At 70.1% G+C, this 11,771-nt stretch carries 17 protein-coding genes; 16 read left to right on the top strand and 1 reads right to left on the bottom strand.

Annotated elements, in window-relative coordinates; translation table 11 throughout:
- Nucleotides 1–32: 32 nt before the first annotated feature.
- The 4 genes from VA596_RS49970 to VA596_RS49955 all read left to right on the top strand — a co-directional run bounded on the left by VA596_RS49970 (nt 33) and on the right by VA596_RS49955 (nt 3,223).
- Nucleotides 33–389, top strand: coding sequence for a hypothetical protein (locus VA596_RS49970; protein ID WP_323337869.1), 357 nt, complete (start codon nt 33–35; stop codon nt 387–389).
- 86 nt (nt 390–475) lie between these two features.
- Nucleotides 476–709 carry a hypothetical protein gene (locus tag VA596_RS49965; protein WP_323337868.1) on the top strand — a complete coding sequence of 78 codons (234 nt, stop codon included), beginning with the start codon at nt 476–478 and terminating at the stop codon, nt 707–709.
- 670 nt (nt 710–1,379) lie between these two features.
- Nucleotides 1,380–1,937 (top strand): helix-turn-helix domain-containing protein, encoded by a 558-nt coding sequence (locus VA596_RS49960; protein ID WP_323337867.1) that lies wholly within the window; start codon nt 1,380–1,382, stop codon nt 1,935–1,937.
- Nucleotides 1,934–3,223, top strand: a complete 1,290-nt coding sequence (locus VA596_RS49955; RefSeq protein ID WP_323337866.1) for a PBSX family phage terminase large subunit — start codon at nt 1,934–1,936, stop codon at nt 3,221–3,223. The genes VA596_RS49960 and VA596_RS49955 overlap by 4 nt, the downstream gene beginning before the upstream one ends.
- Here VA596_RS49955 and VA596_RS49950 read toward each other — a convergent pair.
- Nucleotides 3,220–3,669, bottom strand: coding sequence for a hypothetical protein (locus tag VA596_RS49950; protein WP_323337865.1), 450 nt, complete (start codon nt 3,667–3,669; stop codon nt 3,220–3,222). The genes VA596_RS49955 and VA596_RS49950 overlap by 4 nt on opposite strands.
- Before the next feature lie 97 nt (nt 3,670–3,766).
- Here VA596_RS49950 and VA596_RS49945 point away from each other — a divergent pair, with 97 nt between their 5' ends.
- From VA596_RS49945 to VA596_RS49890, 12 genes are all read left to right on the top strand, one after another.
- Nucleotides 3,767–5,332, top strand: coding sequence for a hypothetical protein (locus tag VA596_RS49945; RefSeq protein ID WP_323337864.1), 1,566 nt, complete (start codon nt 3,767–3,769; stop codon nt 5,330–5,332).
- A complete protein-coding gene (locus tag VA596_RS49940) occupies nt 5,329–6,399 on the top strand; it encodes a phage minor capsid protein (RefSeq protein ID WP_323337863.1) in 1,071 nt (356 codons plus the stop codon). The genes VA596_RS49945 and VA596_RS49940 overlap by 4 nt, the downstream gene beginning before the upstream one ends.
- A 23-nt stretch (nt 6,400–6,422) precedes the next feature.
- Nucleotides 6,423–6,653, top strand: coding sequence for a hypothetical protein (locus tag VA596_RS49935; protein WP_323337862.1), 231 nt, complete (start codon nt 6,423–6,425; stop codon nt 6,651–6,653).
- 63 nt (nt 6,654–6,716) lie between these two features.
- On the top strand, nt 6,717–7,070 hold the full coding sequence (locus tag VA596_RS49930) for a hypothetical protein (RefSeq protein ID WP_323337861.1): 354 nt from the start codon (nt 6,717–6,719) through the stop codon (nt 7,068–7,070).
- Between the two features lie 88 nt (nt 7,071–7,158).
- Nucleotides 7,159–7,884: a hypothetical protein gene (locus tag VA596_RS49925; protein ID WP_323337860.1), complete on the top strand. Its 726-nt coding sequence runs from the start codon at nt 7,159–7,161 to the stop codon at nt 7,882–7,884.
- 144 nt (nt 7,885–8,028) lie between these two features.
- Complete coding sequence (locus tag VA596_RS49920; RefSeq protein WP_323337859.1) at nt 8,029–8,880, top strand: phage major capsid protein; 852 nt, start codon at nt 8,029–8,031, stop codon at nt 8,878–8,880.
- An 18-nt stretch (nt 8,881–8,898) separates the two neighbouring features.
- Complete coding sequence (locus tag VA596_RS49915; protein ID WP_323337858.1) at nt 8,899–9,264, top strand: hypothetical protein; 366 nt, start codon at nt 8,899–8,901, stop codon at nt 9,262–9,264.
- A gap of 2 nt (nt 9,265–9,266) precedes the next feature.
- Nucleotides 9,267–9,629, top strand: coding sequence for a hypothetical protein (locus VA596_RS49910; protein ID WP_323337857.1), 363 nt, complete (start codon nt 9,267–9,269; stop codon nt 9,627–9,629).
- Nucleotides 9,630–9,730: 101 nt separating this feature from the next.
- The gene (locus VA596_RS49905) at nt 9,731–10,009 is read left to right on the top strand and encodes a hypothetical protein (RefSeq protein ID WP_323337856.1); all 279 of its coding nucleotides are present in this window, start codon (nt 9,731–9,733) and stop codon (nt 10,007–10,009) included.
- Nucleotides 10,010–10,054: 45 nt separating this feature from the next.
- Nucleotides 10,055–10,423, top strand: a complete 369-nt coding sequence (locus tag VA596_RS49900) for a hypothetical protein (protein ID WP_323337855.1) — start codon at nt 10,055–10,057, stop codon at nt 10,421–10,423.
- Nucleotides 10,420–10,749: a hypothetical protein gene (locus VA596_RS49895; RefSeq protein ID WP_323337854.1), complete on the top strand. Its 330-nt coding sequence runs from the start codon at nt 10,420–10,422 to the stop codon at nt 10,747–10,749. The genes VA596_RS49900 and VA596_RS49895 overlap by 4 nt, the downstream gene beginning before the upstream one ends.
- Nucleotides 10,750–10,773: 24 nt before the next feature.
- Entirely contained in the window at nt 10,774–11,754 is a 981-nt protein-coding gene (locus VA596_RS49890; protein ID WP_323337853.1) for a glycoside hydrolase domain-containing protein, read from the top strand.
- The last annotated feature ends 17 nt before the right edge of the window (nt 11,755–11,771 follow it).

Below are 11,771 nucleotides of genomic sequence, written 5' to 3'. Positions count from 1 at the left end.
TCCCGCCCGACACCACCACCAGGGAGCACAGCATGGACACACCCCGCGCAGAACGCGACCGGAAGACCCGCCGCCGCATCGGCGAACTTGCCGACGAGTGGCGCCGCACCGCCTCCGCGCTCCCGTTCTGGAACATCGACGACACCGGCCCCGAACTCGTCCTCATCGGCGACGACCTCGGCCAGCCTGTCGCCACTCTGCACGGCATGTGGGCGCCGAACGTCGCCCGCTACGTCACCGCGATGAACAAGCACGCCGGCGTAGCCCTCGCCGAACTGCTATGGCGGATCCCCAGCAGCACGAACAACAGCGACATCACCAGGGCGACGCTGCGGCTCTTCCAGGCGATGGGCCTGGAAGAGCCGACGGAGCGTCACCGGCCCCGGTAGCGTCGAGCCCGCGGGCCGGCGCGCGCCCCCGGCCGGTCGTCTGTGAAGCGTCTCTAGGCGCGGAACGCCAACCTACGGTTCCGTAGGTGCCCGGGAAACTCGCAACCTACGGGACCGTAGGTTGCGAGTTCTCGACCATAAAGGCGTTAACCCAATCGGGTGAATACGTCCATGACCTGCGGATGGATGATGAGTACGGTGCTGAACATTGCCGCGACCAACACGGCGCCCATCACGATCAGTCGGACGAGCCTGTGAAGGCGCTCGCTTGCTTCACGGTCGAAGAGCAAGTCGATCATGCGCTCTGTCACTGTTGCTGACCGATCCTGTGACGGAGGTGACGTGAGAAGCGACAGTGCCGCAAAGATCCAGGAGTAAGCCTGTGACCAGCGCTGACGTGCTCGCCTGCGGCGGAGCTTGTTGCAACGGGGGCTGTTAGAATGCACAGCGGATCGATCTCCTCTGATAACTAGCCGGTTTGACGGGTTTTTGGTCCGCTGCGCCCGGACTGTTCCAGCAGTTCGGGCGCTTCCATGTTTAGGAGCTTCTCTCGATAATCCGGAAAAATTCTCCAATCTTCGCTGTATTAATTTGCTGTATCTTTTCGCTGCATCTTTTATCTGTAGTCTCGCTGCCATACTCTTCTGTTCGTGCCTTCGTGCAGTTTTAGCTGGATGGCTCAGAGGTTCACTAGCCGCTCTGAGCAGGGCAAACCTTCCTCCTTGAGGGTGTGCTAGGTCACAGCGGGTGAGTCGCTGGTGACCGATGGGCTCCCCCTGGAGCGGGGGCAGATGCACAGTACCCGATTCTGCCTGTCGCCGGAATTAGCGGGGCCGTGTCGCGCGGGCTGAACACGCGCGAACTGGGAAAACGCCGCATGAGCCACGCTACAACGGTTTCGGAGAGCGCCGGAATACACCTGTTCGAACGAGGACACTGAGTTCGAAGCCACACGCGATGCCAGTGACACCCAATGGCCAGGGTCCAGGCGTGCCCGGCCCGCCTCTGCCTCCCGAGGTCCGCGACGCGATCGCCGACGCGATCCGCCGGACCCCCACCCCGACTCAGCGCGCCATCGCGCGCGAGTTCGGCGTGTCCGTCTCCACCGTGTACCGGGTCGCCGCCGACGCCGACCTCGCCGACGCCTGGGAAGACCGTCGCGAGCAGACCGAGGCCGCCACCGCCGCCCGGGCCGCCGACCTCTCCAAGCGCCGCACCGAGCTGCAAGCCGGCCTGCTCGACGACATCGCCGAGCTACGCCGCCGCCTCTTCGGCGAAGTCGTCCACCTGCACGTGGTCAAGGTCGACATGGTCGGCGAAGAGGTCAAGCAGACCGTTCTGGACGCCGGGCCGGCCGACTGGCGCGCGACCATGGGCGCCATCACCGCGGCCGCACAACAGACCGCGAACCTCGCCCGCCTCGACGCCGAGACCGCCGGCGCCGGCCAGGCGTCCGGCCTGCTGGAGCAGTTCGAGCAGTCGCTCGCCGCCGCGCGCCGCGACCGCGAGGCCGCCGCCGCGGCCGCCGAGCAGGACAGCACCGGGTGACCGACACCCGGGCGTTCCTGTCCGTCAAGCAGCAGGACAGCATCCTCGACAGCAACGCGCGCCTCAACATCTGGGAAGGCTCGATCCGGTCCGGGAAGACCATCGCGTCCATCGTCCGGTGGCTGACCTACGTCCGCACCGCGCCGCCCGGCCCGCTCGCCGTCATCGGCCGTACTCGCGACACCATCGCCCGCAATGTGCTCGACGTCATCGCCGACATGCAACCGAGCGCGATCAACTTCACCGCCGGCGCGCCGCGGTGCCGGATCCTCGGCCGCCTGATCCACGTCATCGGCGCCAACGACAAGAAGGCCGAGAAGGTGCTCCGCGGCCTCACCCTGGCCGGCGCGTACGTCGACGAGGCCACCGTCATCCCCGAGGACTTCTGGACACAGCTGCTCGGCCGCCTGTCCGTCCCGGGCGCGAAGCTCTTCGCGACCACCAACCCCGACAACCCGGCGCACTGGCTGCGCAAAAAGTACCTACTGCGCGTCGGCGAGCTGAACCTCGCCACGTGGCACTTCGGGCTGTACGACAACCCCGGCCTCTCCCAGGAGTACAAGGACGCGCTCGCCTCCGAATTCACGGGGCTCTGGTACAAGCGGTTCATCCTCGGCCACTGGGTCGCCGCCGAGGGCGCCATCTACGACATGCTCGACGAGACCAAGCACACCGCGTCCGCGCCGCCGCCGAGCGCCTGGCGCCGCGGCTGGATCTGCCTCGACTACGGCACATCGAACCCGACGCACGCGCTGCTGATCGTCCTCACCGCCCCCGTGATCGTCGGCGGCCGCATCGCCGTCCCCGAGCGGCTGCACGTCGTCGCCGAGTGGCGCCACGACGGCCGCGCCGCCGGGCAGCTCACCGACGCCCAGATCTCCCACCGGCTCGCCGCTTGGGCGTCACCGCTGATCGAGCACCTGCCCGAGGCGCCCCTCACCGTGCTGGACCCGTCGGCCGCGTCGCTGCGCGTCCAGATGCGGTCCGACGGCTGGCCCGGTCTCCGCGCCGCCGACAACCGCGTCGACGTCGGCATCCGCGCGTTCGCGTCGCTGCTCTCCGGCGGCCGGCTCGTCATCGACCACAAGGCGTGCCCGCACCTGTGGGACGAGGCGTGCGGCTACGTCTGGGACGACACCGCGCTCGCCCGCGGCGAAGAGCAGCCGGTCAAGCAGGACGACCACGGCCCGGATGCCGGCCGCTACGGGATCATGGCCGCCCGCTCCGTGTGGCGCGCGTGGCTGCCTCAGCTGTCCGCGGCGAGCGAAGTCGACCAAGCGGCCTAGTCGCCGATCGAGAAGTACGCTTCCTGCGAGCGAAGATCCTTTTCCGAGGCCGCCGCTGGTGGTCGGTTGCCGATGGTGACCGTGAACGGTCCGGCGCCGATCGGAATGTCCGGTGCGTAGAAGTTCAGGTCGCACGCGCGCTGGATCTTGGGGTTGGCCATCCCGGTCCCGATCTTGCCAATCGAGACCAGCTTGTTCGACGCGTCTCGTACGGCCACCTGGGTCCCCTGGCGGAGATCGGAGTATCCCTCGGTGCCCTCGCACGCGTCGTCTTGGCCGAATTTGACGCGGGTTGTCGCGAACGGCGACTCGGGCATCAGCGTGATGACGCCACCGCCGGTGAACGTGGTGGGCTCGGTGGGGCGCGTCAGGAAGTAAGCGAGACCACCGGCGGCCAAGACGATGACCGCTGTAGCGGCCGCGATGATCGTCGCCTTGCTGGGCATGCGCGTTCCTCCCCGGTTCGGTCCTCCCCGACCACGTCGCTTGCGTGCGCGCACGCGTTACGCCTCGGTCGTGACACCGCGGGCCCACGCTCGCGCGGTGCTGATAGCCGAGGGCTCCGCGTGGCCGCCACCGCAGAACTACTACGACACCATGCGCTACCGCTGGGAGTCGTGGTCTGCGTGGTGGTCCGGCGACCTGCACCGGCTGCGCACAACCGCCCCGCACACCGCGCCCGGCGGCTACTGGGCGCGGCACGCCGCCAAGCACGGCAAGGGCGAGACCCGGCAGATGCACATGCCGCTCGCCGCCGACATCGCCCGCACCTCCGCCGAACTGATCTTCGGCGACTCGCCGCGCCTCGACTGGGGCGACGACGCCACCGCGGTCACGGACGCCTGGGAAACCCTCGCCGACGACATCGGCTGGACCAACACCCTCCTCGAGGGCGCCGAGACCGCGGCCGCGCTCGGCGGCGTCTACCTCCACCCGCTCTGGGACAAGAACCTGTCCGACCGGCCTATCCTGACCATGGTCCGCGACGACGACGCGATCCCGGTGTTCCGGTTCGGCCGACTCGCGGCTGTCACCTTCGTGACCGTGCTCAACGACGACCCGCACAACACGCTGCGCTGGCTGGAGCACCACGAGCCCGGCCAGATTCGGCACGAGCTGTGGCTTGGCAGCGCTGCCAACGTCGGCCGCGCAGTGCCCCTCACGGACCATCCCGTTACCGCTGGCCTGGCCGGCGAGCCGATCAACACCAAGGCGATCCGCGGCAACGAGCTGCTCGTCGACTACGTCCCGAACGACCTCCCGCAGCCGCTCGTGCACACTCCGCACGGCCGGTCCGACCTGCAAGGCTTGGAGACCGACCTCGACGCGCTCGACGAGGTCTGGGACTCGTGGATCCGCGACATCCGGCTCGGCAAGGGCCGCATCCTCGCGTCCGCCGAGATGCTCGAACCGGTGTCGACCACGGGAAGCGTCGCCCGGCAGTTCTTCGGCAAGCTCGTCGGTGGCGGCCGCGAGAAGGCGTTCGACCTCGACGCCGAGGCGTTCACCCCGCTGCCCGGCATGCCGATGGACGACGCCGGCAAGCCAGCGCCGATCACCGTCGCCCAGTTCGCCCTGCGGGTGCAGGAGCACGCCGACACCGCGAACGAGCTGGTCGACAACATCGTGAGTCGCGCCGGGTACGCGCCGCAGACGTTCGGCCGGCACGTCGAGGGCCAGCTCTCCGGGACCGCGATGTCCCGCCGTGAGCGCCGCTCGAACAGCACACAGGGCCGGAAGCGGCAGTACTGGAAACCAGGTGCCCGCCGGGCGGCCGAAACGCTGATGCTGGTCAACGCGCACATCTTCAGCGGGCCGATGCCCACCGGACGGCCCGCGCTGGAATGGCCGGTCGACCAGGCAGACCCGAAGGAGATGGCCGAGACCATCAACCTGCTCGCGCAGGCCGAGGCCATCTCGACCGAGATCAAGGTCAAGATGGCTCACCCCGAGTGGGAACAGAAGGACGTCGACGAGGAGGTCAAGCGGATCAAGGCCGAGAAGGCGACCGCGCCCGACCCGCTCACAGGCGGAGAGCCGTTCGGTCCGCCCGACCCCGGCCAGCAGCCGGACCCGCAGCAGCCGCCGGGTAGCGGCGAGCAGCAGTGACCGCCGCCGTTCCGCTCGGCGCGAGCCCGGCCGACGGCGCCACGGTGCTCAAGACGCTGCTCGACGTATGGGACGTCGCCGCCGAGCGCATGATCATCACCGTGGCGCGGCGACTCGCCCGCGGCATCACGCAGGACGGCTGGGCCGAACGCAAGGCCCGCGAAGTCCTCGGCCTGCGTGACGAGCTCCGTGCCATCACCACCCGGCTCGACATCTCCGCGCCCGACCTCGCCGAGCAGGCGCTCGCCGAGGCGTACACCATCGGCCAGCGAACCGCGGACACGCTCGGCCGGCCACTCCAGTCCCGGCCCGAACTCGTCGACGCGCTCGCCCGCAGGTTCGTCGGCCAGCTCGTCGGCGCGCACCTCCCGGTGATCCGCGCGCACGAAGACCTCTTCCAGCGGACCGTGCGGGACGCCGAACTGCTCATGCAGACCGGCACGATCGTGCGCCGCGACGCCGTAGCCCAAGTCGTCGACCGCCTCCTCGCCCAAGGCAAGGACCGGTTCCCCGACGCTGCCGGCCGCGAGTGGCACCTCGACACCTACGCACGCATGGCGGGCCGCACCGTCGCCGGGCAGGCCGTCGTACAGGGCCAGCTTGACCAGATGGTCGCGGAGGGCCGCGACGTCGTGAAGGTCTCGGACAGCCCGCGCGAGTGCCGGCTCTGCGAGCCGTGGGAGAGCAAGCTCCTGTCAATCACGGGGACGTCCACCGGGCAGGAACTCGGCGGGCACCGCGTTGTCGCGACCGTCGCGGCCGCGCGCGCGGCCGGACTATGGCACCCGAACTGCACCCACCGCGCCGACCCGTTCGTCCCCGGCCTGACGGTCGTCAAGGCGGCCGACGCCAACCCCGACGGATACAAGCAGCAGCAGCAACTGAGGGCGCTCGAGCGGCGCGCGCGCGAGCTGAAGCGCCGCGAGGCCGCCGCCGCCGAGCTCGGCGACACCCCGACCGCCCGGAAGCTCCGTGCCGACATCCGAGCCAACTCGGCCGCGATCCGACAGCACGCCGAGGACACCGGCCAGAACCGGCGCCGCGACCGCGAACGCCCGGTCGCGTGACAGTGCGCCTGCACGGTGGCCTCATGTCAAACCTCACCGAAGGCCGTCCGCCGCGTCACCCCGCCACCGAGGGCATGCTCAAGCACTTCCGCTTCGCGCACCTGCCGCCCGCGCTCCAGGAACACTCCCGCCCGTTCGGCGAGCTGGCCGAGCACATCGCCGACAACGTCCCCGACGGGCCGGAGAAGACCGCGGGACTGCGGAAGCTGCTGGAGGCCAAGGACTGCATCGTCCGCGCCGCGCTCACCGAGTGACAGCGCGGCGGGACCCTCGGCGCGAGTAGCTACTCACCACCGTCCTAGGAGGACACCCCCGCCATGGCCCGTACCGCAATCACCCCCCAGGCGCTTACCCGCGCCGGCGCCGAGCTGGTGCTCGGCGCCGTCGACGCCACCGCGTCGCCGAACGGCAACAGCTTCCCAACCAACGGCCGCGAGGTCGTCGTCATCAAGAACGCCGACGCCGCCAGCCACACCTGCACCATCCCCGTCAACCCGGCCGCCGCGCCGGACGGCCTCGCCGTCACCTCCCGCCAAGTCGTCGTGCCCGCGGGCAAGACGTACGTCGCCGGTCCGTTCGGGCCGGAGTACCGGCAGGCCGACGGCAGCGTCTACCTCAACTGGGACAGCGCAACGAGCATGACCGCCGGTGTGCTCCGCCTGCCCTCCTGAACACAACCCACCGATCGACGGCCCCGTCCCGCTTCCCGCGGGCCGGGGCCGTCCTATGTGGTGACACGACGGCCCGACCCTCATCCGCATGACGCAGCCTTCCCCCACGAACGGCCCCGCCGAAGGCGGCCAGGCCGGCACCGCCACCACCGACCCCGCCGGCGCGCAGCCCGGCGACGGCCAGCAGCAGCCCGTCACGCCCGCGGCGGGGACGACCGCCGCCGTCACCCAGCCGCAGGGCGGCCAGCAGGGCACGCCGCCGAAACCCGGCCCGGCAACCGGCAAGACCTTCACCCAGGCCGACCTGGACGCGATCGTGCAGAAGCGCATGAGCGGGTTCGAGAAGTCGTTCGCCGACAAGCTGGCCGGTCTCTTCGGCGGCCAGAGCGGCGAAGGTGCCGCCGCGGTCAAGCCGGAGGACGTCCTCAAGCGCGCCGAGGGCGTGCTCGCAGCCGCGAACCAGCGCGCGAACACCGCCACCGCCGAAGCGCTCGCCGCCGCGGCCGGGATCAAGCCCGAGCGCATCGACGTCTTCATCGGCCTGGCCAACCTCACCGGCGTCCTCAACGGCGTCGACCAGAACGACGCGACCGCGGTCAAAGCCGCGATCAAAACAGCCGTCGACACCGAAGCCGCGAAGTACCCCGAGTGGAAGACCGACGCCCCGGCCGCCGCGTCCGGCGGCGACCGCACCCAGGCCGCCGGCGGCAAGAAGACCTGGACCCGCGCCGAGATCTCCAAGATGTCGCAGGACGAACTGGTCGCAAACTCCGACGAGCTCCAGAAAGCCGCGGCCGAAGGCCGCATCAGCTGAGCCGGAGCGGCCGGGCGCGGTGACACCGCCCGGCCATTCTCACCACTGCGCAAGCACCAAGGCCCGGACGTAGCGCACCGGGGACGGAGGTAGCCGCCCGGACTCCGCGGGCTCGTCAGTTTCGAGCCACGCAGGAGGAAAACCGTGGCATACGACCGCATGATCCCGGAGATCTGGTCGGCGGCGCTGCTCAAGGCGCTGCGAAAGACTCTGGTCTTCGGCCAGCCCAACGTGATCAACAAGGATTACGAGGGCGAGATCAGCCAGGCGGGCGACACCGTCCGCATCAACTCCGTCGGCCGGCCGACCGTGAAGGACTACGTCCCCGGGCAGCCGATCGTCCGCGAACACCTCTCCGACGCGCAGCGAGTCCTGCCGATCACGGAGCAGAAGTACTTCGCGTTCGACGTCGACGACATCAATCAGCGTCAGGCGCAGGGCAACATCATCCAGCCCACGATGGACGAGGCCGCGTACGCGCTGGCCGACACCGTCGACCAGTACATCGCCAGTCTCTACACGCAGGTCGCTTCCGCGAACAACCTCGGCACCATCACCGTGCCGGTCGGCACCCCGACCGACGCGTACGACAAGGTGCTCGTGCCGCTGCGCGAGAAGCTGACCGTGGCGAACGTCCCCGCGCAGGGCCGCTACGTCATCGTCCCGCCGTGGTTCCACTCCCGCCTGCTGCTCGACCCGCGGTTCATCAAGGTCAACGAGAGCGGTGACGGCGGGCAGGCCCTGCGCAACGGTCAGGTCGGCCGGGCCGCCGGGTTCGACATCATGGAGTCGAACAACACCGTCACCCCGGGCGCCGGCCAGAGCGTCGTGCAGGCGGGCATCTCCGCCGCGATCACGTTCGCCGAGCAGATCAACAAGACCGAGGGGTTCCGGCCGCACGACGGCTTTTCCGACGCCGTCAAGGGTCTGGCCGTGTACGGCGCCAAGGTCATCCGCCCCGACTGCCTCGCGGTCACGACCGCGCAGCAGAGCTGATAGGAGGAACCGCCAGCCATGGCACGTACCGCGCTGACCTACAGCAAGCTCGTCGGGAACGGCAGTCTCGCCGACCCGGCGGGCACCAACGTGGACCCGACCAACGGGCACACGATCGCATCGGCCCAGTTCGACCGGACTGTCCTGCGCGTCACCAACACGGCGGGCACGTCGAAGAACGTCACCGTCAAGGCGGGCACCTACCCGCCCGCGATGGCGGCCAGCCAGGGCGACCTGGTCGTCGCCGTCGCCGCGGGCGCCACGGCGTGGCTCGGCCCGTTCGAGTCCGGCCGCTTCGGCACCTCCGACGGCAGCCTGAACGTCGACCTCGCCGCCGGCCACACCGGCACGATCACGCCGTTCCTGCTCCCCAAGGCGGTCTGACCGTGGCCGAGTCGAACGAACCCGAGGTCGTCCACCTCAAGGGTGAGGGCGGCGGCGTGTTCCGCTTCGAATGCCCGCTCCCGCCGGACATCGAGAAGGCGTACGCCAAGCAGGCGCTCGTCCGCGTCAACGAGGACGGCACACCGTACGTCGAGGACGCCGAGCCCGCGCAGCTGACGCCCAAGGAGAAGCTCCAGGCCGAGGCGCGCGAACTGGGCGTCGACGACTCGGGCACGGTCCCGCAGATCACCGAGCGCGTCGAGAAGCGGCGGGCGCTGATCGCGCAGGCCGCCGAGGTCGGCGTCGAGGCCACGGGCACCGACGAGGAGATCACGGCGCGCATCGACGCGAAGCTCGCCGAGTAAGACCGAGGCCCGGGCCGCGAGGTCCGCTGTGGTGGTCGGATGCGCCGGGGAAGGTGGCGCGGCCCGGGTCTCACCTACACTGACTTTCTGGAGGACACCCCATGCCGTGGTATGCGCAGCACACCGCCGGGCACCCGAACCACGCCGATTCGGGCTCGGATCTGGAGCGCGTGCTCCAGCGGCTCGACTATGTCGAGGTCCCTGCACCGGGCGCCGAAGCGCCGGAGCAGACCAGCGACGACGAGCAGACCGAGACCGGCAGCGAGCAGACCGGCACGGGCGACGGCCCGCCGACCGAGACGGCCGACCCGCGACGCGCCACGCGCCGCGACGTCGCCCGCGGACACGGCGGCCCCGTCGACGACGAACTCGGCGCGTGACTTCGCGTGGTCGCACCCGCGCAGCGCTCCCCGTTTGAAGTGCTGATGACCCTCGCGTTCGGCATCTACTGCGCGGCCGGCCTGGCCGCGTTCGGGACCGTCGCGACGACGACGATCCGCGACTTTCCCGGCCCCTGGGGCCGGATCTTCTTCGGGCTCGCCCTGATCGCCTGCGTCGTGACCCTCACGGGCGTGGCCCGCGCACACACCGCGCTCGGCGTGCTCACCGAGCGGGCCGGCCTGGTCGCGATGTTCGGCGTGTGCAGCTGCTACGCCGTCTGGGCGTTCGGGAACAGCCGCGCCCGTGCGCTGGCCTTCGGCCTGATGCTGCTCGCGCTCGCCGGCGCCTCCCTGTGGCGGACCTGGCAGATCTCACGGGCGCTGTACACCGCGAGGAAGGCTGTCGTCTCGTGAACGGCTGGGCTCTCGGCACCGGCCTGGTCGTGGCCGTGGCCAGCCTGATCACGGCCGTGGTGCTGCTGATCAAGTCGCGGCCCGAGGCCCGCAAGCTCAAGGTCGATGGCACGACGGCCCTGCTGAACGCGACCACCGCGACCAGCGCTGAACTCGCCGACCAGGTGACCGAGCTCCAGGCCGAGACCCGTCGCCTCTGGCAGGCACAGCACGCGCAGGAGGTCCGCGTGTCCGCGCACCTGCGCTGGGATCGGCAGGTCGTCGAGACGCTGCGCGACATGGGCGCGGACATCGCTGACCCGCCCCCGCTGTACGAAGCAGGGTGACACCCTGCCCGCACGGTAGCGGGCATGGCCACCTGGTGGATTGACTACTCCGCGGCGAAGCTCACGGCCGACGTCATCAAGCGAACCAAGATCGGCCCGGACGGCGAAACCGCGTCCGGCGCCATCCGCTACCTCGACGCGCCCGACCGGCTCGGCCGCAAGCACACGAGCGAAGCCGAGTACGACGGCCTCCTCGCCGGCGGCCTCGCGATGGACGCGATGTTCTTCGAAGTCGACGTCGACGACCCGCTCGGCGGATTCGCCCAAGGCCAGGCGTACGCACGCCGCGCGCAAGCCGGCGCTGACTTCCTCGGGTTCGACGGCGTGATCCTGTTCTGCTGCGACCGCTGGTTCGTCAGCAAGAACCGACGCACCATCACGGCCGACGTCTGGCAGGCGTACCTGGACGGCGCGGTGTCGATCCTCGGCCGCGAGCGCGTCGGCGCCTACGGCTTCTCGGACGCGATGGACGCCGCTCTCGGGCACGTCGACTACTTCGTCCAGTGCGGTTCCCGCTCCGCCGTCCGCAGCTTCGTTCACGCCTGGCAGGACAACACGCTCCAGCCGCTCGTCGGCGGCATCGAGACCGACCGGCTCCTCGTCCTGCACCCGTTCACGGCCGGCGCCCGAAACGGCGGCGGATCTACCCCGACCACCTCGACGACTGGAGTCGACCTCATGGAACGCATCACCGTCACCCCGCCCAACGCCGAACAGAACACCGTGCGGGTGTTCCTGCCCGGCACACCTGGCGCCGCGGTGATCGTCCGCCCGCGGCTGGCCCCGGGCGCCAAGACCGCCGCCAAACCGATGTGGGTGGGCGACATGTTCGCCTGGGCCAGCATGCCCGGTAAGGACCCCGTTGGCATCGGCCACAACCCGAACGTCGTCCCGGGCTACAACTCGCGGCTCGACGGCCACCGCCGCTACGAGCTGCCCGGCGCGTTGTGGGCCGATGTGGTCTACAGCTCGACCGACCCGTTCGAGATCGACGTCGTCGGCTGACCGGAGGTTCCTCCCCT

It is taken from the genome of Amycolatopsis heterodermiae (assembly GCF_034929455.1).
Lineage (GTDB): Bacteria > Actinomycetota > Actinomycetes > Mycobacteriales > Pseudonocardiaceae > Amycolatopsis > Amycolatopsis heterodermiae.
This window is presented reverse-complemented; position numbering and strand designations above follow the sequence as displayed.

Excerpts from the sequence above, each read along its gene's own strand:
- VA596_RS49970 (WP_323337869.1), top strand. The coding sequence starts at position 33 with ATGGACACACCCCGCGCAGAACGCGACCGGAAGACCCGCCGCCGCATC.
- VA596_RS49950 (WP_323337865.1), bottom strand. The coding sequence starts at position 3,669 with ATGCCCAGCAAGGCGACGATCATCGCGGCCGCTACAGCGGTCATCGTC.
- VA596_RS49935 (WP_323337862.1), top strand. The coding sequence starts at position 6,423 with ATGTCAAACCTCACCGAAGGCCGTCCGCCGCGTCACCCCGCCACCGAG.
- VA596_RS49930 (WP_323337861.1), top strand. The coding sequence starts at position 6,717 with ATGGCCCGTACCGCAATCACCCCCCAGGCGCTTACCCGCGCCGGCGCC.
- VA596_RS49925 (WP_323337860.1), top strand. The coding sequence starts at position 7,159 with ATGACGCAGCCTTCCCCCACGAACGGCCCCGCCGAAGGCGGCCAGGCC.
- VA596_RS49915 (WP_323337858.1), top strand. The coding sequence starts at position 8,899 with ATGGCACGTACCGCGCTGACCTACAGCAAGCTCGTCGGGAACGGCAGT.
- VA596_RS49905 (WP_323337856.1), top strand. The coding sequence starts at position 9,731 with ATGCCGTGGTATGCGCAGCACACCGCCGGGCACCCGAACCACGCCGAT.
- VA596_RS49900 (WP_323337855.1), top strand. The coding sequence starts at position 10,055 with ATGACCCTCGCGTTCGGCATCTACTGCGCGGCCGGCCTGGCCGCGTTC.
- VA596_RS49890 (WP_323337853.1), top strand. The coding sequence starts at position 10,774 with ATGGCCACCTGGTGGATTGACTACTCCGCGGCGAAGCTCACGGCCGAC.